This is a genomic window from Paracoccus aestuarii, from assembly GCF_028553885.1.
Taxonomy (GTDB): Bacteria; Pseudomonadota; Alphaproteobacteria; order Rhodobacterales; family Rhodobacteraceae; genus Paracoccus; species Paracoccus aestuarii.
The window spans coordinates 231,919-250,996 of sequence record NZ_CP067170.1; the positions used below are offsets into that span (position 1 = coordinate 231,919).

21 protein-coding genes are annotated in these 19,078 nt (G+C 71.1%); 4 read left to right on the forward strand and 17 right to left on the reverse strand.

All coding sequences use genetic code 11. From position 1 onward, the window contains the following. Positions 1–14 precede the first annotated feature (14 nt). Complete coding sequence (locus tag JHW48_RS16755; protein WP_119885168.1) at positions 15–785, reverse strand: transporter substrate-binding domain-containing protein; 771 nt, start codon at positions 783–785, stop codon at positions 15–17. A 68-nt stretch (positions 786–853) separates the two neighbouring features. Between JHW48_RS16755 and JHW48_RS16760 the strand changes: the two genes are divergently transcribed. Next, entirely contained in the window at positions 854–1,768 is a 915-nt protein-coding gene (locus tag JHW48_RS16760) for a MurR/RpiR family transcriptional regulator (protein ID WP_119885169.1), read from the forward strand. 7 nt (positions 1,769–1,775) lie between these two features. Here JHW48_RS16760 and JHW48_RS16765 read toward each other — a convergent pair whose 3' ends face one another. The 10 genes from JHW48_RS16765 to JHW48_RS16810 form a co-directional block, all read right to left on the reverse strand. After that, the gene (locus JHW48_RS16765; RefSeq protein WP_170152222.1) at positions 1,776–2,126 is read right to left on the reverse strand and encodes a c-type cytochrome; all 351 of its coding nucleotides are present in this window, start codon (positions 2,124–2,126) and stop codon (positions 1,776–1,778) included. Between the two features lie 59 nt (positions 2,127–2,185). Beyond that, on the reverse strand, positions 2,186–3,457 hold the full coding sequence (locus JHW48_RS16770) for a PQQ-dependent sugar dehydrogenase (RefSeq protein ID WP_119885171.1): 1,272 nt from the start codon (positions 3,455–3,457) through the stop codon (positions 2,186–2,188). Positions 3,458–3,569: 112 nt separating this feature from the next. Beyond that, entirely contained in the window at positions 3,570–4,820 is a 1,251-nt protein-coding gene (locus JHW48_RS16775; RefSeq protein WP_119885172.1) for an amidase, read from the reverse strand. Continuing rightward, the gene (locus JHW48_RS16780) at positions 4,817–5,482 is read right to left on the reverse strand and encodes a DUF2848 domain-containing protein (protein ID WP_119885173.1); all 666 of its coding nucleotides are present in this window, start codon (positions 5,480–5,482) and stop codon (positions 4,817–4,819) included. Before JHW48_RS16780 ends, JHW48_RS16775 begins: the two co-directional genes overlap by 4 nt. Before the next feature lie 14 nt (positions 5,483–5,496). Further along, complete coding sequence (locus JHW48_RS16785; protein WP_119885174.1) at positions 5,497–6,777, reverse strand: TRAP transporter large permease; 1,281 nt, start codon at positions 6,775–6,777, stop codon at positions 5,497–5,499. Continuing rightward, positions 6,774–7,310, reverse strand: a complete 537-nt coding sequence (locus JHW48_RS16790) for a TRAP transporter small permease subunit (protein ID WP_119885175.1) — start codon at positions 7,308–7,310, stop codon at positions 6,774–6,776. Before JHW48_RS16790 ends, JHW48_RS16785 begins: the two co-directional genes overlap by 4 nt. A 4-nt stretch (positions 7,311–7,314) precedes the next feature. Then, complete coding sequence (locus JHW48_RS16795; protein ID WP_119885176.1) at positions 7,315–8,343, reverse strand: TRAP transporter substrate-binding protein; 1,029 nt, start codon at positions 8,341–8,343, stop codon at positions 7,315–7,317. A gap of 28 nt (positions 8,344–8,371) precedes the next feature. Next, positions 8,372–9,193, reverse strand: coding sequence for a putative hydro-lyase (locus tag JHW48_RS16800; protein WP_119885177.1), 822 nt, complete (start codon positions 9,191–9,193; stop codon positions 8,372–8,374). Positions 9,194–9,287: 94 nt separating this feature from the next. Further along, positions 9,288–10,166, reverse strand: coding sequence for a LysR family transcriptional regulator (locus JHW48_RS16805; protein ID WP_119885178.1), 879 nt, complete (start codon positions 10,164–10,166; stop codon positions 9,288–9,290). 48 nt (positions 10,167–10,214) lie between these two features. Further along, positions 10,215–10,688 carry a sigma-70 family RNA polymerase sigma factor gene (locus tag JHW48_RS16810; protein ID WP_119885184.1) on the reverse strand — a complete coding sequence of 158 codons (474 nt, stop codon included), beginning with the start codon at positions 10,686–10,688 and terminating at the stop codon, positions 10,215–10,217. A gap of 239 nt (positions 10,689–10,927) precedes the next feature. Here JHW48_RS16810 and JHW48_RS16815 point away from each other — a divergent pair, with 239 nt between their 5' ends. Next, the gene (locus JHW48_RS16815) at positions 10,928–11,083 is read left to right on the forward strand and encodes a hypothetical protein (RefSeq protein ID WP_272835872.1); all 156 of its coding nucleotides are present in this window, start codon (positions 10,928–10,930) and stop codon (positions 11,081–11,083) included. A gap of 7 nt (positions 11,084–11,090) precedes the next feature. Here the strand turns inward: JHW48_RS16815 and JHW48_RS16820 are convergent, their stop codons facing one another. Then, complete coding sequence (locus tag JHW48_RS16820; protein ID WP_170152224.1) at positions 11,091–11,537, reverse strand: DUF302 domain-containing protein; 447 nt, start codon at positions 11,535–11,537, stop codon at positions 11,091–11,093. A gap of 108 nt (positions 11,538–11,645) precedes the next feature. Between JHW48_RS16820 and JHW48_RS16825 the strand changes: the two genes are divergently transcribed. Beyond that, on the forward strand, positions 11,646–12,707 hold the full coding sequence (locus JHW48_RS16825) for an FAD-dependent oxidoreductase (protein ID WP_119885179.1): 1,062 nt from the start codon (positions 11,646–11,648) through the stop codon (positions 12,705–12,707). 6 nt (positions 12,708–12,713) lie between these two features. Here the strand turns inward: JHW48_RS16825 and JHW48_RS16830 are convergent, their stop codons facing one another. Further along, positions 12,714–13,349, reverse strand: a complete 636-nt coding sequence (locus JHW48_RS16830) for an ATP-binding cassette domain-containing protein (RefSeq protein ID WP_119885180.1) — start codon at positions 13,347–13,349, stop codon at positions 12,714–12,716. Further along, a complete protein-coding gene (locus JHW48_RS16835) occupies positions 13,346–14,254 on the reverse strand; it encodes an ABC transporter permease subunit (protein WP_272835873.1) in 909 nt (302 codons plus the stop codon). The genes JHW48_RS16830 and JHW48_RS16835 overlap by 4 nt, the downstream gene beginning before the upstream one ends. A gap of 302 nt (positions 14,255–14,556) precedes the next feature. On the opposite strand from JHW48_RS16835, the gene JHW48_RS16840 reads away from it, so the two are divergent. Next, the gene (locus JHW48_RS16840) at positions 14,557–14,949 is read left to right on the forward strand and encodes a hypothetical protein (RefSeq protein WP_272835874.1); all 393 of its coding nucleotides are present in this window, start codon (positions 14,557–14,559) and stop codon (positions 14,947–14,949) included. A gap of 79 nt (positions 14,950–15,028) precedes the next feature. On the opposite strand, the gene JHW48_RS16845 is transcribed toward JHW48_RS16840, so the two are convergent. From JHW48_RS16845 to JHW48_RS16855, 3 genes are read right to left on the reverse strand one after another with little or no spacing between them, the layout of a single operon-like run. Continuing rightward, on the reverse strand, positions 15,029–16,216 hold the full coding sequence (locus tag JHW48_RS16845; RefSeq protein ID WP_240637956.1) for an ABC transporter substrate-binding protein: 1,188 nt from the start codon (positions 16,214–16,216) through the stop codon (positions 15,029–15,031). Continuing rightward, the gene (locus JHW48_RS16850; RefSeq protein ID WP_119887552.1) at positions 16,213–16,836 is read right to left on the reverse strand and encodes a CDP-alcohol phosphatidyltransferase family protein; all 624 of its coding nucleotides are present in this window, start codon (positions 16,834–16,836) and stop codon (positions 16,213–16,215) included. Before JHW48_RS16850 ends, JHW48_RS16845 begins: the two co-directional genes overlap by 4 nt. Continuing rightward, positions 16,833–18,965 (reverse strand): FAD-dependent oxidoreductase, encoded by a 2,133-nt coding sequence (locus JHW48_RS16855; protein ID WP_205961981.1) that lies wholly within the window; start codon positions 18,963–18,965, stop codon positions 16,833–16,835. Before JHW48_RS16855 ends, JHW48_RS16850 begins: the two co-directional genes overlap by 4 nt. Between the last annotated feature and the right edge of the window lie 113 nt (positions 18,966–19,078).

Below are 19,078 nucleotides of genomic sequence, written 5' to 3' on the forward strand. Positions count from 1 at the left end.
CCCTTGGCGCCCGGTCAGTTCCGCGCGTGCGGCGGGGTGATGTCGAAGTCGAAATAGGCCTCGGCCATGGTGGCATAGCTGCCATCCGCCATGATCTGGGCCAAGGCCTCGTTCACGCGCAGGCGCAGCGCCTCGTCGCCCTTGCGCATGGCGATGCCCACGCCGCCATCGACGCTGTCGGTCAGGGTGATCGTCTCGCCCACCTGGTCGAAGCCCTCGCCCTGGGGGGTGTTCAGGAAGGCCTCGGCCGACACGACCGAGGATCCGAAGGCGATGTCGCCCCGCCCGGCCGCCAGTTCCAGATAGACGGCGGGTTCGCGATCCACCGCCAGGATGCGGCTGTCGGGATAGGTCGCGGCCAGATATTGCGCGCGGGGGCTGTTTCTCAGCACGATGATCGTCTTGCCAGCCAGTTCCTCGGGGCTGTAGCCTTCGAAATCACCCGTCGCCGCGACGAAGCGCGAGGGGACGTCGTAATAGGGATCGGAAAAATCGACCACTTCCTTGCGGGCATCGGTGATGGTCATCGAGGCCACGATCATGTCGAACTTGTTGGCCGACAGGGCGGGGATCATCCCGTCCCATTCCTGCTGGACCAAAGTGCATTCGGCCTCCATCCGCGCGCAGACGGCGGCGGCGATGTCGATGTCGAAACCCGACAGCGACCCGTCCGGGGCCACCTTGCTGAAGGGCGGGTAATTCCCCTCGACCCCGATGCGGATGCGGTCCTGGGCAAAGGCCGGGCCGGCGCAGACGAGCGCCAGCGCGAGGGCTGCGAATTTCATGGTCACGGGCGGTCTCCTGTTGAACGGTCACGCGTCTTGTGGCGTAATTACTTTCATGAGTGTTAGATATGAAAATTGATCCGTCAACAGGAATCCGGCCCTGGTCGGCCGGCGCGGCGCGCGATTTCGCCGACAGCCCGCTTGGGCGGCAGGTGGCGGCGCGGCTGACCGAAGGATCGCGGTCGCAGCGGGGCCTGTCGGATTTCGTGCTGCGCGATCCGATCTTCGTGGCCACGCACGGGATCGAGGACGTGTCGCGCGCCTCGGGCATCTCGGCCAGCACGATCAGCCGCTATGTCCGCGATCTGGGGATCGAGAATTACGCGGCCTTCCGCGCGGCCGTGGCCGAACGGGTCCATGCGCTGATCGCGCCGATCACCAAGCTGGAGACGCGGCTGGCCCAAGGCGACGGGGCGCCCCCGGCGGGTCTGTCGCTGGCATCCGCCCTGACGCAGATGCAGGCGCTGCAGGACGCGCCCACGCGCGATGCGCTCACCGGCGCCGTCACCCTGCTGCGCGAGGCGCGGCAGGTCTGGGTGATGGGCTTCGGGCTGTCGGCGCATCTGGCGGCGATCCTGGCCTTGGGCCTGCAGCCCTATCGCGACGGGATCGTGAACGTGGTGCAATATGGCGGGACCGAGGTCGCGGCGGGCCGGCTGATGTCGGCGGGGCCGGGCGACGTGGTCGTGGCCATCGCCTTTCCGCGCTATTCCCGCGACGTGGCGGATCTGGCCAAGGTGGCGGGCGGGATGGGGGCGCGGCTGATCGCCATCACCGATTCCCCCGCCGCCCCCTTGGCGCAGCGATGCGACCACCTGCTGCTGGCCCCGGCCCAGCATCCGGTCCTGTCATCGTCCTGCCTCCCGGGCCTGGCGATGATCGAGGCGCTGCTGTCGGAATTCCTGCTGTCGGATCCCGACCATCTGGACCGGGCGGCGCGGCTGGCCAACAGCATGGCCGCCTATCTGTCCGGCCAGGACTGACAGGCGGTCAGGGATAGGTCTCGGCCAGCCAGGCCGAGACATCGACGATCTGCTGATCGTCCAGATCGCGCGCCACGGGCATCATCAGCGCGGCATTCGGCCCCTCGACCTCGCCCGCGCGATAGGCGATCAGCAGGGCCGCCAGATCCTCGGCCGCCTGGCCTTGCAGGCCGGGAAAGACCGCGGTGCCCCGCGCGCTGCGCCCGTGGCACTGCGCGCAGACCGCGCGGTAAAGGTCCTGCCCCGCATCCAGGTCCGGGCTCAGGTCGTCCATCGGTTCGGCGGGGCCTTGTTCGGCAAAGGCCCCCAGGGGCAGCATCAGGGCCACCGCCAGCGCGGGGCCAAGGGAAAGGCGCATGATCGACATCCTTGCGGTGAATGGATGCGCGGGCCGCGCCTGCGGCCCGCGCGGGCGCGTCATTCGGGGGTGATGCGATAGATGTCGCCCTCGTCGATCGCGGCATAGAGATCGCCATCCGGCCCCAACACCACCGCGCGGAACCGTCCCGGCTCCATCGGCAGGTCCATGGTGGTGACGTCATTGGTGGACAGCCCGTCCTCGGCCAGGTCGATCACGTCGATGCGCTGGCCCGGCTCGGTCCCGCCGAAGCCGATGCCCAGAAGGCCCACGACCATGCGCCCGTCCCAATCGCCCCATTTCTCGCCCTCCAGGAAGGCGGCCGAGGAGGTGCCCTGCGACAGGCCGTTATTCTCCCATGCCGGGACCATCGCGTCGGGATAGGCCTCCAGATCGGTCATGGGCATGTATTCGGCCCGTTCGGCCGGGTCCATGGCGTCCATCTGGTTGGGCTCATAGCCGCAATAGCCGTCGGGACAGTCGCTGCGCCCGGCCACGTTGGGGCGCGGGTCCCAGCCCCCGTTGCCGCCGGGGACCAGGGCGGTGATCTCGTCCGAATGCCAGGGGCCGTGTTCGGACACGACCGGCTGGCCCGTGCCCGGGCGGAAGGCGATGCCCTGCACGTTGCGGTGCCCATAGGTATAGATGCGCGGATCGAAGCCCTCGGGGGCGCCGTTGCCCTCCACCGCCTGCCCGTCGCGATCCACGCGCAGCACCTTGCCGCCCAGCAGGGTCGGGCTCTGCGGCACGTCGGGATTATGCGTGTCGCCGGTCGTCACGAACAGATGCCCGTCGGGCGAGAACCGGATCCGCCCGCCATTATGCGCGCCCGGCCCGCCGAAGGGCTGGTCCGTCGCCTCGGGCTTGTAGGGAATGTCATCGATGATGTCGGTCCGGTCGGCGACCGTGTCCAGATCGTCGCCCACCGTCAGCCGGATCACCCGGTTCGACCCCGGCGCGGTCATGCTGGATGCGGAATAGACATAGACATGCCGGTTCGCGTCGAAATCGGGATCGACCGCGACGCCGTTCATCCCGGCCTGGCCCTCGCAGAACAGATCCTCGCCCTGCAGGGCGAAGCCCTCGGCCTCGCCCATGCCGAACAGGGGGCGGACATCGCCATCGGCGGTCATCACCGACAGGCCGCGGCATTTCTCGGTGAAGAACATCGTCCCGTCGGGCAGGAAGGCCATGTCCCACGGCTCCTCCAGATCGGTCAGGACGGTGCTGTGGGTCAGGCCGGGCGCGGCCAGGGCGGCAAAGGGCATGGTGGCCGCCACGGCGGCGGCGATGGCCACGCGCAGGCGCGCGGCGTGTTGGACGGATGGCATTCCGATCTCCTCCCCTGTCGGATCAGGCGGGTGCCGCGCATCGCCTCCCCGAGGCGCGGCACCCGCATCCCCCATGGTTGATCCGTGCGGGGGCCGCTGTCAACGACGTCGATCACGCGGCCAGCGCGATGCCTGCGGCAAGAAGGCGCGCATCGCCCCCCGAAGGCGCGGCCAGCATGGCCAGCGACCATCGCGGCTCCGTCCCGTCCTGCGGCAGGACCAGCGCGCAGCCATCCACCAGATTGACCAGCGACGTGTTGCGCAGCATGGCCGCGTTCAGCCGGTCGAAATCGGCCGCGACCGCGGCGATGCTGGGCGGCATCATCCGCAGGGCCGGGGCCAGCAGGGCGTCGAACCCCTCCATCAGCCGCCCGAACAGCGCGACCATGCGGGCGCGTTCGCCGTAGGCATCCGCGATCTGCTGCGCCGACAGCGTCTCGGCAAAGCGGATGCGGGACAGGACGCGCGGATCGCCCACGGCCTCCAGCCGGTCCAGATCGGCGGCATAGAGGCGATGCGCCTCGACCGCGACGATGATGCGGTTCAGCCCGATCGCCTGCCCGATGGGGGCCATGTCCACCGCCTCCAGCCGGTGGTCGCCGCCAAGGCGCGCGGTCTCGGCGTCGAACCAGGCCTGCATGTCGGGCGACAGATCGTCGGTGAACGCCCCCTGCGGCACCGCCAGGGTCAGCGGCCCGGCGGGCGGTGGCGTCACGGGGCCGTCTGCCATGACCGACAGCACCCGCCGCAGCGTCTCGGCATCGCGCGCCATCGGCCCGGGCGTGTCATAGCTGGGGGCCAGCGGGTGGATGCCCGCATCCGGGACCAATCCCTGGCTGGGCTTCATCCCCCACAGCCCGTTGGCCGTGGCGGGGATGCGCAGCGATCCGCCCGTATCCGTGCCGATGGCCGCATCGACCAACCCCAGCCCGACGCTGACCGCGCCGCCGGAACTGGACCCGCCGGGGATCACCCCCGGCGCCAGCACGCTGGAGGGGGTGCCGTGATGCGGGTTCAGCCCGACCCCGGAATAGGCGAATTCCGACATCGAGGTCCGTCCGAACATCACCGCCCCCGCCGCGCGCAGCCGCGCGACCACGGTGCAATCCCGATCCGCAGGCGCACGCCCGGCCAGCAGGCGCGACCCCGCGCCGGTGACCTGCCCCGCCTCGTCGAAAAGGTCCTTGACCGAGATCAGCATCCCGAACAGCGGCAGATCTTCGCCCGCATCGGCGCGGGCCTGCTGGCGCCGCGTCTCGGCCAGGATGCGCGGCGCGTCCAGCTGGGTGAAGATCGCGGCCCGGTCCGGCAGGGCCTCGGCGCGGGCCAGCGCGTCGGCGACGCGGGACAGAAGCGGCGTCATGCGACCTCGGGCAGGGTGGCGGTGGCATAGTCATGGCTGATGCTGCGCCCGCTGGTCGGGTCGCGCATCTGCATGCGGAACCGCGCGGCGGGGCGCACGCCGCCCTTGGCGCCGAAGGTGCCGCACATCATCGCCGCACCCTCCTGCGCCAAGGCCTCGAATTCCGCCCCCGCCATCAGATCGGCCAAGGGCCGGATCGCGGCCAGCGTGCCCGCCTGATAGGGCTGCCAGCCCGCGCCCTCGTCGATCCAGCTTTCCAGCTCGATCCGCTCCAGATGGTCGGCGACGCTGTCCCAGTCCCAGATCTCGGCCGCGCAGGGCTTGGCGCAGACCTGTTTCGACAGCGCGACGGAATGCGCCTCCAGCTTACGGTCGGTATGGTCGGAACCCAGGCCCAGCCAACGCCGCCCACCCGATTGGATGATCATGGGCTCAACCTCGCCCGAGCTGTCGGGGCCCACCGCCTCGATCCGCCCGGCCTGGGTCAGCAGCGCCGCCGCCACCCGGTAGTAAAGCGGCGTGGCCGATGGCGGCGCGACGCCGATCGCGGCCAGCTCCTCGATATGGTGCCGGATGGCGGTGGCATCTCGGCCGGTCCAGCCGGCGACGACCATGTGGCGGATCGCGATCTCCACGATCGCGCCGTTGCAGGTGAAGTTCATGTCGGAAAATCCTTTCAGAAGGCCGAGGGCAGCCACAGCGCCAGGCCGGGCAGCGCGATCAGCGCGGCGACCATCAGGGCCATGACCATGACATAGGGAATGACGCCCATGATGACGTCGTTGATGGAGCCGGGCTTGCGCGCGCCCTGGACCACGAACAGGTTCAGCCCCACGGGCGGGGTGATCAGCGCCATTTCCACCAGCACGATCAGCAGGATGCCGAACCAGACCTTGTCATAGCCGAGGCCCGCCATGATCGGCACGACGATGGGGATGGTGGCAACCATCAGGGCCAGCGTCTCGATGAAGAAGCCCAGCACGATGTAAAGCGCGATGACCAGCATCAGCGTCCCGAAAGGCGTCAGCCCCGACCCGCCGATCAGCGCCGACAGCTGCCGCCCCAGCCCCGCCGAGGTCATGGCGAAGTTCAGGAAATAGGCCCCCACGATCACCAGCATGATCATGGCCGAGATGCGGATCGTGCCCTCCAGCGCCTGGACGATGGCGCCGCGCGTCAGCCCGTCGCCCGCCGCGGCGATCACCGCCGCCATGGCGACGCCGATGGCCGCGGATTCCGTGGGCGTGGCCCAGCCCGCATAGATCGACCCGATCACCACCCCGAACAGCACCATGATCGGCAGCAGCTGCCCCAGGCTGCGGACCCTTTCGGACCAGGCAAAGCTGCGCGACGGACCGCCAAGCGCGGGGCGCGCGATGCAGATCAGCGCGGTCACCACGATGAAGGCCAAGGCCAGCAGCAGCCCCGGCATCAGCCCCGCCAGAAAGAGCTGCGGGATCGAGGTCTCGGTCAGGAACCCATAGACGATCAGGTTGATGGAGGGCGGGATCATGATCCCGAGCGTGCCCCCCGCCGCGATCGCGCCGGAAAACAGCCGCGGGTCATAATTCAGCCGCTCGGCCTGGGGCATGGCGACGGTGGCCACGGTGGCGGCGGTCGCCACCGACGATCCCGACGTGGCCGAGAACATGGTCGATGTCGCGATATTGGCATGGACCAGCCCGCCGGGCAGCCAGGACAGCCATTTGTCCAGCGCGGCATAGGTCCGCTCGGCCACGCCGCCGCGCACCAGTATCTCGCCCAGCAGCACAAACAGCGGAATGGCGATCAGCGTGCTGGAGGCCGAGGACGACCAGATCATCTGGCCCATGCCGCGCAGCAGCGGAAAGGCCGAATAGAACTGCGCGACCCCGATGCCCAAGAGGAACAGCACGATCCCCACCGGGATGGACAGGGCCATCAGGCCCAGCAGGGCGATTGCGACGGTCCAGATCATGGCTCGACCTCCGATCCGATGCCGATGGTGTCGTCCAGCGCCGCGCGGCGCCCGGCCAACAGGAAGGACAGCGTCACCACCGTCGCGCTGAAGGCGAACCACAGCCAGCCCGCGAACCAGATCCCCTGCGGGATCCACAGCGGCGTCTCCAACGGGGTATTGGCGCGGGACCCGCGCTCGATGGTCTTCTGCAGGACGGGCCAGCACTGAAAGGCCACCAGCAGCACGACGCCGTTGGTGACGATCATCGCCAGGACGTCCATCGCGGCGCGGCCCGTGTCGCGCAGCTTCAGCCGCACCACGTCGATGCGCACATGCGCACGTTCCAGCAGCGCGAAGGCCAGCCCCCAGCTGGCGACGGCGGCCATGACATAGCCCGACAGCTCGTCCGACCCGCCGAGCGAGCCTGCGCCCAGGCCCCGCAGCGTCACGTCGGTCAGGATGAACCCCACCGTCAGGATCAGGGCGATGCCCAGCAACAGGGCCACGGCCCTGTTGGCGCGCCGCAGCGCGCCAAGGATGCGATCGGCCATCGTCTCAGCGGTCGATGGTCAGGCCGACCGTCTGGCCGACGGTCTCGTTCCAGCGCGCGGCCCATTCGTCGCCTGCCCGCGCCGCCCAGTCCGGCAGCACCTCGGCCAGCAGGATCTCGCGCGCCTGCGCCAGATCCTCGTCGCTGGCCTCGACGACCGTCATCGCGGCCCGGCTGCCCGCGCAGGAGGCATCGCCCGTCAGGCAGGCGATGTCACCCTCCAGCCCGCCTTGGGCCGCCTGCCATGCGGGACCCTCCAGCCCCTCGGCCACGGCGTCGACCAGCATCACCTGCTGATCCGCGCTCAGCCCGTCGAAGCGATCGGCGTTCATCGCGATCACCACCGGGTCCCATCCGCCAAGCGGCAGGGTCAGCAGGTGGTCAGACACCTCCCACCAGCCGGCGGAATAACCCGAACCCGCGCCCGTCACCGCACAATCGATCACGCCGCGTTCCAAGGATCCCGGCACCTCGGAAAAGGCGATGTTGATCCCCTCGGCTCCGAGCGCCTCCAGCAGCTTGGTGGTCATCCGGCCCGATCCGCGCACCTTCTTGCCCTGCAGATCGGCCAGCGAGGCGACCGCTCCGCGGCAGAAGACGACCTGCGGCGGATAGGGCGCGATGCCCAGGACCTGGGCGCCGAAGCGGTCGCGCATGATATCCTCGACCATGGGGCGGGCGGCCTCGACCATGGCCTGGGCCTCGGCAGCGTCGGTGGCGATCAGGGGCACGTCCAGCCCCTCCAGCTCGGGCGCGTCGCCGACGGTGTAATCGGCCACCGTCGCGCCCACGTCGAAGACGCCGTCGCCCAGCATCCGATAGACATCCGCCCCCGCGATGCCCATCTGGTCAAAGCTGGTCAGCTGGGCGGTCATCTGCCCGTCCGTCAGCTCGGGCAGGCGTTCGGTCCAGAAACCCTGTTCGAACTGCTGGTAAAGCGGCAGGTTCGACCAGCTGCCCACGACGGCGAATTCCTCGGCATGCGCAAGCACGGGGGCCGTGGCGGTCATCAGGATGGCGATGGTCTTTTTCATGGGTTCTCTCCTGTTGGTTTATTCTTGTTCAGAGCGCCTGACCGGGTCCGGTCAGGATGCGTTCGGCCCGCGCCGCGGGGATGTCGGTGACCAGCATGTGGCCGGGCGCATGGGTCAGGGCCAGGGCGGGACGCGCGGCCTCGATCGCGGCTTGGGGCGTCACCCCGCAGGCCCAGAAGACCGGCAGATCGCCCGGCTCGATCACCGGCGGATCGCCGTAATCGGGCGCGTCCAGATCCGCGATGCCGATCAGCGACGGATCGCCCAGATGGACCGGCGCGCCATGGGCCAAGGGAAAGCCCGCGCAGATGCGCACGGCCTCGATCGCGTCGGCGGCGGGCATGGCGCGCAGGCTGACCACCAAGGGGCCGCCGAAGGGCCCGGCCGGGCGGGTCATGATGCTGGTGCGATACATCGGCACGTTGCGCCGCGCCGCCGAATGGCGCACCGGGATGCCCGCCGCGATCAGCGCATCCTCGAAGCTGAAGGAACAGCCGATCAGAAAGCTGACCATGTCGTCCCGCCACAGATCCGCGATGTCCGAGGGTTCCGCCACCAGCACGCCGTCGCGCCAGACGCGATAGCGGGGGATGTCGCGGCGGATGTCGATGTCGCGGCCCAGGGTCGGCAGGGTCGGATCGCCCGGCGCCCCCACCGCCAGCAGCGGGCAGGGCCGCGGGTTCTGCTGGCAATAGCGCAGGAAATCCGCGGCCTCGGCGGCGGGCAGGATCACCAGGTTGCCCTGCAGCGCATCGCCCCCCAGTCCCGCGGTCGGGCCCTGATGCGCGCCGCTGCGGATCAGGCGGCGCAGGGCCTGCGGATCGGCGTGCTGTGGTGAAATCACGGTCATGCGTCCCCCGTCAGATGGCATGACGAAACTGTGACGCCTCGGGACTGATTGAATCAAGAACGCAATCGACCGCAGTATTGATCTGCCCCTGCGATCAGTCGGCGGCCTCCACCGCGGCGCGGGTCACCGCGCGGCCGATCTTCTCGTTGCGGTCGGGGTCGTGGCAGATGGCGAATTCCAGATCGGGCAGCCGCGCCTCGGGGCGGACGGCGATCTCCTCCAGCCCGGCATGGGGCCAGGACCGCACGATGTCATGGGGGATGGTGCCGATGCCGAATCCCTGGCTGACCAGATGCAGCGCGGTGGCCAGCGAGGCCGAGCCATGCACCGCCACCGGCATCCGCCGCCCCGATGACAGCAGCTGCACGACCTGCCGATGCGGGATGGTGCGTTTGGGAAAGGACACGATCGGCAGGCCCGCCAGCACGTCGATCCCGGCGGGCTGGGGCACGGCGAAATGGGCGGGCGACCCGAACCAGCCCAGGCTCACCGGCGGCAGGGGCGTCATCGCGATCCCGCGCGGGGCCTGGTCGCGCAGCATGATCGCCACGTCCAGCCCGTCCTGCGCCAGCAGCATCCCCATCTGTTCGGACGTCTCGACCGAGATCTCGAAGCGCAGTTCCGGGTGGCGGGCGCGCAGCGCGGTCAGCATGCGCGGCAGGACGGTATGGGTCATCGTCTCGGCCACGCCGAGGCGGACGACCCCCGCCATGACGTTCTGGGTCAGCTCCTCCAGGATGCGGTCGCGTTGCGCGACCAGCAGCTCGGCCTCGTCGCACAGGCGCCGCCCTTCGGCGGTCAGGCGCACGCCGCGCCCGTCGCGTTCGAAGATGGCGATCTTCATGCGATCCTCCAGATGCCGCACCCGGCGCGAGATCGCCGATTGCGCAAGCCCCAGCCCGTCGGATGCGGCGCGAAAGCCGCCATGGCGCACGATGGCGCGGATGATCTCGATGTCGCGAAAGCCGAACATGGGGGCGATCTGGCCGGGACCGCGCCCCGGCGTCAAGCGCCCGCGGCGTCAGAACTCCGGCTCCAGCGCGGTTTTCAGCATGGTGCGGGCGCGGTTCACGCGGCTCTTGATCGTGCCGATGTCGCAATCGAGGATCTGGGCCGCGCGGATATAGGTCTCGCCCAGGACCGAGACCAGCACGATCGCCTCGCGGTAATGCAGGGGGATGGCGCCGATCTGGCGCCACAGCTCCATATGGCGCAAGTGCCATTCCTGGTCGGGCTGGGTCACCGGCCCGCCCGAGACGCAATCCGCATCCCCCGTGCGTTCGCGCGCGGCCTTGCGGATGTTGGTATAGAAGCGGTTGCGCATGATGGTGAACAGCCAAGCCCGCATATGCGTGCCCGCGCGATACTTGTCGGCATGTTCGATGGCGCGCAGCAGGGTCTCCTGGACCAGGTCGTCGGCATCCAGCGCCCCCTTGCACAGGGACCGCGCATAGGCGCGCATCGCCGGGATGTGGGAAAGAACGTCATCTGACATGTCCGGCGATTTCATCCGATATGTGTGCGCCATATCGAACCAATGCGTTCGCACGCGGCCCGGTTCCGGGCAGGGCGGGAAACGGCGGAACTTTGCCGCGACCATTGCGCGCCATTAAACGAATGTGAACTGCGGCGGCGGCGCGCCCATGCTAGCACTGGGGTCAGGCCGGGGCCATCCCGGCCATTTCAAGGACGGGCCAGCCATATTCATGGCCCCACCCCATTCACGAGGTTCCGATGACCCAGACCCAACCGCCCCCCGACCCCCTGGAGGAGGAGGTGCGCGGCCTGCTGGAACGGATGGAGGCCGCCCCCGTCCCCGCCCATCTGCAGGATCTGGCCCGACGGCTGGAGGCCGCGCTGGCCGCAGGCCGCGCGCGGCGGGACGACTGATCCCGGCTCACTCGGCCACGGCGGCGTCGGTCAGCCCGTCCAGGGCGGCGCCGATGCGGTCCAGCACCGCATCCTCGCCGGCCAGGTCATGGCGCTCGGCCAGCACGGCGGGCGACAGGTATCCGACGGTCGTCTCCTCGCCCTCCTGCCAGATCAGGACGCGCAGCGGCAGGTCGATCGCCGCGCGCGGGTCGCGCAGCATCAGCGGCGTGCCCAGCTGGGGATTGCCCAGGATCATCACCGTGGCGGGCGGCATCTCCAGCCCGGCCTCGCGGGCGGCGGCGGCATGGTCGATGCGGGCGACCAAGGTGGCGGGGCTGGCCTCGATGGCGGCCTCCAGCCGGTCGGCGGTGGTGGCGGCGTCATGGGGGCTGGGCTTGGTGATCCAGTCATCGGCCCAGGCCGTCCCGGCGCCGGCGGCAAGACAGATCACGGTGGCTGCGGCGCGGATCATGGCATCGTCCCTTCGGTTGCATGTCGCGACCCCAAGCCCCGGAACCGGCCGGGGTTCCATCGCCCCCGCCCGCGCCCTATGCAGGACCGGCGATGACGAGGACCTGCGATGAGCGCGACGATCCTGCTGCTGGGGGCGGGCCATGCCAATCTGCTGGCGGCGGGGCCGCTGCGCGCGGCCCTGCCCGGGGCGCGGATCACCTTGGTCGATGCGGCGCCGGTCGCGACCTATTCGGGGATGTTTCCCGGCATGATCGCAGGCCGCTATGCCGCCGACGCGCCCCAGATCCCGCTGGCCGATTTCGCCGCGCGCCACGGGATCGGGTTCCGCCAGGCGCGCATCACGGGGATCGACGCCCCCGCCCGCCGCGCGATGCTGGCGGACGGCACCGCCCTGCCCCATGACCTGGCCGCACTGGATATCGGCAGCCATACCGCCATGCCCGAGATCCCGGGCTTTGCCGATCACGCCGTGCCGGTCAAGCCGATGGCGGCATTCGCCGCCCGGCTGCGCAACGGCGCGCCCGGCCCTGCCGCCGTGATCGGCGCGGGCGTGGCGGGGTCCGAGATCGCCCTGGCCCTGCGCCGCAGCCGCCCCGTCACCCTGATCGAGGCCGGCCCGCGCATCGCCCCGGGTCTGGGCGCGCGGGCTGCCGCCGCGCTGCGCCGCGCGCTGGATCGGGCGGGGGTGACGGTTCTGACCGATGCGCGCCCGGCCCGGATCACCGCCGATGCCGTGATCCTGGATGACGGGCGGCGGATCGCCAGCGCGCTGACGGTGGGCTGCGCGGGGGCGCGGGCGCAGGACTGGCTGGCGCGCGACCTGCCGGTGGATCGGGCGGGCTTCGTGCGCGTCGGTCCCACCCTGCAGGTCGAGGGCCATCCGCATCTGCTGGCTGCGGGCGACTGCGCCGCGATGACCCATGCGCCGCGCCCCAAGGCCGGGGTCTTTGCCGTGCGCCAGGCCCCCGACCTGGTGCGCAACCTGGTGGCGCTGCACCAGGGCGGGGCGGCCCTGCGGCACAGCCCGCAGCGCGATTACCTCAAGATCATCTCGCTGGCCGACGGGCAGGGCCTTGCGGAATGGCACGGGCTGACCCTGCAGGGCCGCTGGCTGTGGCGGCTGAAGGACCGGATCGACCGCCGCTTCATGGCGGGGCTGCGGCGCTGAACCCCGTCAGCCAAGCGCCAGGACAGGCCCGCCCGCGGCGCGGGCATCCTCGGCATCATGGGTGACCAGCAGCGCGGGGATGCACGCCGCCGCGACCGCGTCGAAGGTGAACCGGCGCACCCGCGCCCGCCGGTCCGGGTCCAGCCCGGAGAACGGCTCGTCCAGCAGCACGGCGCGCGGCCGCGCCAGCAGCGTGCGCATCAACGCGACCCGCGCCCGCTGGCCGCCCGACAGGGTGGCCGGGTCGCGCGTCCCCATCCCCTGCAGGCCAGCGTGGTCCAGCGCCTCGGCCACGGCGGCACGGCGCGCGGCCCGGCCCCGGACCGCCGGCGACAGGCCGAAGGCCAGGTTGTCGGCCACCGACAGATGCGGAAACAGCAGCGCATCCTGGAACATGATCCCGATGCCGCGCCGTTCCGCGGGCAAGGACAGCATGCAGCGCCCGTCCAGCAGGACCCGGCCCCGCACGGTGAAATCCGCACCCAGATGCCCGCCGATCGCCGCCAGCAGGGTGGATTTGCCGATGCCCGAGGGTCCGGTGACGCTGGTCACGGTGCCGGGCGCCACCGCCAGCCCCAAGGGCGCGAACAAGGGCGATGCCCCCCGGGGGGCCACGGTCAGGTCGATCAGGGTCAGGGTCATGCGGCTCCTTTCAATGCGCGGCGATGGCGATGGGCCCAGGCCGGCAGGGCCAGCGCGGCCAGAAACACCCCCCAAGGCAGCGCCGCCTGCAAAACGGCATGGACCGCAGCCACCCGCCGGTCCGATCCCGATGACAGGGCCACGGCCTCGGTCGTCAGGGTGGCGATGCGGCCGCCGCCCAGAAACAACGTCGGCAGGTATTGCGCGACCGACACGGCGAATCCCACCGCCGCCGCCGTGGCGACCGGCGCCATCAGCACCGGCAGCTTGACCCGCCACAGCCGCCGCCACGGCCCCGCGCCAAGGGCGGCGGCGCTGCGGTCCAGCCGCGGGTCCAGCGCCGCCCAAGGCCCGGCCAGCGCGATCATCACATAGGGAAAGACGAACAGCCAATGCCCCCAGATCACCGCCGCCAGGGGGCCGATCGGCGCATGGATCATCATCCCCGCCAGCCCGATCAGAAAGGACAGCTGCGGCAGCAGCAGCGGCACATGGATCACCGCGCGCAGCCAGCCGCCCTGGCCGCGCCGCCCCACCCTGTCGCCGCTGTCCAGCCACGCGACCGCCGTGACCAGCGCCAGCCCGGTTGACACCGCCGCGATCAGCAGCGTCTGCCCCACCGCCCCCGACCAGCGCCCGACATCGCGCCAGGCGCGCAGCGACAGCGATTGGGGCCAGGGATCGGGCCAGCGCCAGGCAAAGCTGACCGACCACAGCGCCAGCCCGGCCATGCCGATGGCGGCCAGCGCCACGACCAGCCCCGCCGCGGCGACCGGCAGCGCGGCTAAGCCGGTCCGCCCCCGCCACGCGCCGCCCGCCGCGCAGGACCACCCGGCCCAAGGCCCCCGCCCCCGCGCCGCGGCCAGCGTCACCCCGAAGGCCCCCGCCACCAGCGCCAGCTGCAACAGCCCCCGCCGATGCCGGCAGGATCGCGCGCAGGTCCGGGTCCGACAGCATCCGCGCCACCATCACCGCCAGGGTCGGCGGGTTCGACGGCCCCAGGATCAGCGCCATGTCCACCACCGACAGCGAAAAGGCCAGCACCACCAGCACCGGCAGCCGGATCAGCGGCCAGAGCTGCGGCACGATCAGCCACAGCCAGCAGGCCAGCCGCCCATAGCCCAAGGCCCGGCCCGCGGCCAGGCTGCGCTGCAGCGGGATCTGGGTCAGCGCGCCCATCAGAATCAGGGTCAGGAAGGGCAGCTCCTTGACGGTCAGCCCCAGGATCAGCGCCAGGCCCCAGGGATCGCCCACCGTGGCGATGTCGGGCGGGCGCGCCCAACCCATCAGCGGCGCCAGCCCCCGCGCCAGCCAGCCCGACGGCGCCAGCACGAAGGCCAGCCCGATCGCCACCGCCGCATGGGGCGCGGCCAGCAGGGGCGCCAGCACCGCCCGCACCGGCCCGAGCCGCCCCTGCAGCGCCGCCACCGCGCCCAAGGCCAGGACCAGCGACAGCCCCGTCGCGGCCATCCCGGTCCAGACCGACAGCGCCGCCGCCCGTCCCAGCCCCGGCATGGCCAGCAGCTGGCGCCACGGGCCCAGATCGGGGCCGGTGGCGCCCAAGGCCGGGAAATGCCCGAACCCCGCGCGCAGGCTGTGACCCAGCCCCAAGGCCACCGGCAGGACCAGACCCGCCAGGATCACCGCCCCCGCAGCGGCGCGCAGGATCCGGGCCGTCATCACCGGGTGTAACGGGCCTGCCATTCGGCGGTCAGCCGGGTCATCCAGCCGGCATGCGGCTCGGGCAGGACGGGGCCCAGATCCTCCAGCGCGGGCAGGGCGGGATCGGTGGGCAGCGCGGCAAAGGCCGCCCGCGCATCCGCATCCAGCAGCCCCGGATCCAGGACCGAGAACGACCCCAGCACGTCGATATTCTGCATATGCGCCTGAACCTCCGGGTCCAGCAGCATGTCGGCCACCACCTTGGCGCCCGCCCGGTGGGCGGCGTTGTAGGGGATGGCCACGAAGCTGACATTGCCGATGCTGCCGGCCTCGGGGACATGGACGCGCACCGTCTCGGGCAGCAGCCCGTCGCGGATCGCCGCCGCCGCCGATGCCGGGTCGAAGGACATGGTCACGTCGATCTCGGCATCGTTCAGAAGCTGCTGCTGGACGGACTGGTTCTCGGGAAAGGCCTGCCCGCCGCGCCACAGATGCGGGCGCAGCGCGTCATACCAGTCCCAGAGCGGCGCCGAGGCCGCCTCGAATGCCGCATCCGTCGGCTCCTGTGTCAGGTCGGCATCCGCCGGGGCCAGCTCTACCAAGGCCTGTTTCAGGAAGGTCGCGCCCATGAAGTTCGACGGGTCGGGATGGGTGATCCGCCCCGGATGGGCCGCCGCCCAATCGACCCAGGTCTCCATCCGGGGCGGGGGCGCATCGATCCGCGCCGCGTCATAGTTGAAGACGAACTTGGCCAGCCGCCACGGGCTCTCCATCCTTTCGACGGGGGTGGTGAAATCGACGCTGTTGGCCGATTGCGGCGACAGGTCCAGATAGCGGGCATTGGGCAGATCCGCCACGAAGGGGCCGTGCAGCAGGTCCTGGTCCTTCATGGCCAGGAAATTCGGGCCGTTGATCCAGATCAGGTCGACCTGGCCGCCCTCGTCCCGCCCGGCGGTCTTTTCGGCCAGGACGCGGGCGACGGCCTCGGCCGTGTCGGACAGCTTGACATGGCTCAGGGCCACGCCGTGGCGGTCCTGCAGCATGTCGCCCACCCAGGCCAGAAAGGCGTTGGTGCGTTCGTCCCCGCCCCAGGCATGCATGTAGACGGTCTGGCCCCGCGCCTCGTCCAGCACATCCTGCCAGTCATCGGCCAGGGCGGGACCCGCGGCCAGGATCAGGGCGGCGGCGGACATCATGGTCTTCATCGTCTCTCCTCTCGGGTGTCGAAGGCGGTCCATCCCATGCGCCAGCGCAGGACGGTCGTCACCGCGCAGGCGGCGGCGAAGATCCAGGCCAGGACGGGAAACAGGTCGGGCCAGAGGCACATCAGCACGAAGACGGCGATGGTCTCGAACCCCTCGGTCAGCCCGCCCAGGTAATAGATGCCCTTCTGGGGAAAGGCCTGGGCGGTGCGGCCGCGCTTGGCGGCGATGGCGGCAAAGGCCAGAAAGGACGACCCCGTGCCCACGAAGGCCGCGATCAGCACCGCCGCGGGCAGGGCGTTGGCCACGGGGTCATGCAGCGCAAAGCCCACCGGCACCAGCGCGTAGAAGACGAAATCCAGCGCGATGTCCAGAAAGGCGCCCCGGTCGGTCGGCCCGGTGATCCGCGCCACCGCCCCGTCCAGCCCGTCCATCGCCCGGTTGGCCAGCATCAGGACCAGCGCCGCCCAGAACCAGCCCAGGGCCAGCGACGCGACCGCCCCCAGGCCCAGGGCGAAGCCCGCCACGCTGATCGCATCCGCGCCGATGCCGCGATCGGCCAGGCGGCGGGCCAGGGGCCGCATCGCGGCGCGCTGCAGGGGCAGCAGATAGGCGTCGATCATCCGCGCCTCCAGCGGTGGAACCGCTCCAACAGGGCCAGGGCGCGCGGATTGACATGCGCGCGCCGCCAAGCGCCCGCGGTGGATTTGGCGGCCTCGGCCCAGGTGGGATAGACATGGACGGTGGACAGGATTTTGCCCAGGCCCAGCCCGTGCTTCATCGCCAAGGTGAATTCGGCCATCAGATCGCCCGCGTGATCGCCCATGATCGTCACCCCCAGGATTCGGTCGCGCCCCGGCGGGGTCAGCACCTTCACGAAACCCCGCGCCGCGCCGTCGGTGATGGCCCGGTCCAGCCCGGCCAGATCGAAGCGCGTCACCTCGACCGCGATGCCCTGCCGCGCGGCCTCGGCCTCGGACAGGCCGAGCCGCGCGATCTCGGGATCGGTGAAGGTCGCATGGGGGATGACGCGGTAATCCGCCCGGAACCGCCGGATCGACCCGAAAAGCGCGTTGACGCTGGCGAACCAGGCCTGATGGGCCGCGACATGGGTGAACTGGAAGGGCCCCGCCACGTCCCCCGCGGCCAGGATGTTGGGGAAACGGGTCTCCAGGAAGTCGTTGACCGCGATGGTCCGGCCGGTGGCGATGCCCAGATCCTCCAGCCCGAACCCCTCCAGCCGGGCGCTGCGGCCCAAGGCGACGATCACCCGGTCGAAGCCCAAGCGCGCCGTCCCGCCCGCATGATCCAGATCGACCCAAGCCCCGTCGTCGCGGCCGAAGGCCCGCGCCTCGTGCCCGGTCATCACCGCGACCCCGTCGGCCCGCAGCGCCGCGGCCAGCAGGTCCGCGACCTCGGCATCCTCGCGTGGCAGCAGGCGGGGCGCGCGTTCGACCAGCATCACCTGCGAGCCGAGCCGCGCGAAGGCCTGCGCCAGCTCGCAGCCGATGGGCCCGCCGCCCAGGACCAGCAGCCGGGCGGGCGGCGCGTCCTGATCGCCAAGCGCATCCCACAGCGTCTCGGATGTCAGGGGGTCGACGCCGTCCAGCCCGGGAATGGGCGGCAGGACGGGGCGCGCGCCGGTGGCCACGATCACCGCGCGGCTGGTCAGGCGGCGGGGGCCGTCCGCGCCGGTGATCTCGACCGTCCAGGGATCGACCAGCCGGGCATGGCCGCGCAGCACCTCGACCCCCAGGGCGGTATAGCGTTCGACGCTGTCATGGGGCGCGATGCGGGCGATGGCCGCGCGCACCCGCGCCATGACTGCGCGAAAGGGCACCGTGGGGGGCGTGTCGGTCAGGCCCCACCGGCCCGCATGGCGCATCTGATGGGCCAGGGTGGCGCTGCGGATCAGGGTCTTGGACGGCACGCAGCCGGTGTTCAGGCAATCGCCGCCCATCTCGGAGGCCTCGACCAGCGTGACGCGGGCGCGCACCGCCGCCGCGATATAGGCCGCGACCAGCCCCGCCGATCCCGCGCCGATCACGATGAGGTTGCGGTCGAACCGCGCGGGCCGCCGCCAGCCGCGATAGACGCGCCTGCGCCTGACCGCGCCCAGACCCGCCCGCGCGATCCAGGGAAACACCGCCAGCGCCGCAAACGACGCCAGCACCGGGGCCGAGACGATGCCCGACAGATCCTCCAGCGCGCCCAGCTGGGTGCCCGCGTTCACATAGACGACCGTGCCCGCCAGCATGCCCAGCTGGCTGACCCAGGCAAAGGTCCAAGCCCGCATCGGCGTCAGCCCCATCAGCAGGTTCACCGCCACGAAGGGCACGACCGGGATCAGCCGCAGCGAAAACAGATAGAACGCCCCGTCCCGCGCCAGCCCGGCCTCGATCCCCCGCGCGCGGTCCCCGAGCCGCGCCCGAACCCAGTCCCGCAGCAGATAGCGCGCCGCCAGAAAGGCCAGCGTCGCCCCCGCCGTCGCCGCGACCGAGACCATCACCAGCCCCTGCCAGAACCCGAACAGCGCCCCGCCGAGCAGCGTCAGCGGCGTGGCCAAGGGCAGCGACAGCGCCGTCACCGCGACATAGATGCCCAGGAAGGCAAGGGCCGCGGCCAGCGGATGCGCCTCGGCCCCCGCCGAAAGCCGGTCCAGCATCTCGCCCGCGACGCGCAGGTCGGGGATCAGCCAGGCCGCCAGGACCAGCGCCAGGGCGGCTGCGGCAAACAGGATCGGTTTCGTCACGTGGCGTCCCTTTCGACGGTCGGACCGGACTGTCCAAGGGACATGTCGCGCGCGGCGGCGGCAATGTTACATCCCGCCGTCAGAGTGCCGCGACCCGCCCCGCCCCGCAAGCC

Excerpts from the sequence above, each read along its gene's own strand:
- JHW48_RS16765 (WP_170152222.1), bottom strand. The coding sequence starts at position 2,126 with ATGCGCCTTTCCCTTGGCCCCGCGCTGGCGGTGGCCCTGATGCTGCCC.
- JHW48_RS16830 (WP_119885180.1), bottom strand. The coding sequence starts at position 13,349 with ATGACCCTGACCCTGATCGACCTGACCGTGGCCCCCCGGGGGGCATCG.
- JHW48_RS16775 (WP_119885172.1), bottom strand. The coding sequence starts at position 4,820 with ATGACGCCGCTTCTGTCCCGCGTCGCCGACGCGCTGGCCCGCGCCGAG.
- JHW48_RS16790 (WP_119885175.1), bottom strand. The coding sequence starts at position 7,310 with ATGGCCGATCGCATCCTTGGCGCGCTGCGGCGCGCCAACAGGGCCGTG.
- JHW48_RS16825 (WP_119885179.1), top strand. The coding sequence starts at position 11,646 with ATGAGCGCGACGATCCTGCTGCTGGGGGCGGGCCATGCCAATCTGCTG.
- JHW48_RS16810 (WP_119885184.1), bottom strand. The coding sequence starts at position 10,688 with ATGTCAGATGACGTTCTTTCCCACATCCCGGCGATGCGCGCCTATGCG.
- JHW48_RS16760 (WP_119885169.1), top strand. The coding sequence starts at position 854 with ATGAAAATTGATCCGTCAACAGGAATCCGGCCCTGGTCGGCCGGCGCG.
- JHW48_RS16850 (WP_119887552.1), bottom strand. The coding sequence starts at position 16,836 with ATGATCGACGCCTATCTGCTGCCCCTGCAGCGCGCCGCGATGCGGCCC.
- JHW48_RS16770 (WP_119885171.1), bottom strand. The coding sequence starts at position 3,457 with ATGCCATCCGTCCAACACGCCGCGCGCCTGCGCGTGGCCATCGCCGCC.
- JHW48_RS16800 (WP_119885177.1), bottom strand. The coding sequence starts at position 9,193 with ATGACCGTGATTTCACCACAGCACGCCGATCCGCAGGCCCTGCGCCGC.
- JHW48_RS16820 (WP_170152224.1), bottom strand. The coding sequence starts at position 11,537 with ATGATCCGCGCCGCAGCCACCGTGATCTGTCTTGCCGCCGGCGCCGGG.
- JHW48_RS16815 (WP_272835872.1), top strand. The coding sequence starts at position 10,928 with ATGACCCAGACCCAACCGCCCCCCGACCCCCTGGAGGAGGAGGTGCGC.
- JHW48_RS16780 (WP_119885173.1), bottom strand. The coding sequence starts at position 5,482 with ATGAACTTCACCTGCAACGGCGCGATCGTGGAGATCGCGATCCGCCAC.
- JHW48_RS16785 (WP_119885174.1), bottom strand. The coding sequence starts at position 6,777 with ATGATCTGGACCGTCGCAATCGCCCTGCTGGGCCTGATGGCCCTGTCC.
- JHW48_RS16755 (WP_119885168.1), bottom strand. The coding sequence starts at position 785 with ATGAAATTCGCAGCCCTCGCGCTGGCGCTCGTCTGCGCCGGCCCGGCC.
- JHW48_RS16805 (WP_119885178.1), bottom strand. The coding sequence starts at position 10,166 with ATGTTCGGCTTTCGCGACATCGAGATCATCCGCGCCATCGTGCGCCAT.
- JHW48_RS16845 (WP_240637956.1), bottom strand. The coding sequence starts at position 16,216 with ATGAAGACCATGATGTCCGCCGCCGCCCTGATCCTGGCCGCGGGTCCC.
- JHW48_RS16795 (WP_119885176.1), bottom strand. The coding sequence starts at position 8,343 with ATGAAAAAGACCATCGCCATCCTGATGACCGCCACGGCCCCCGTGCTT.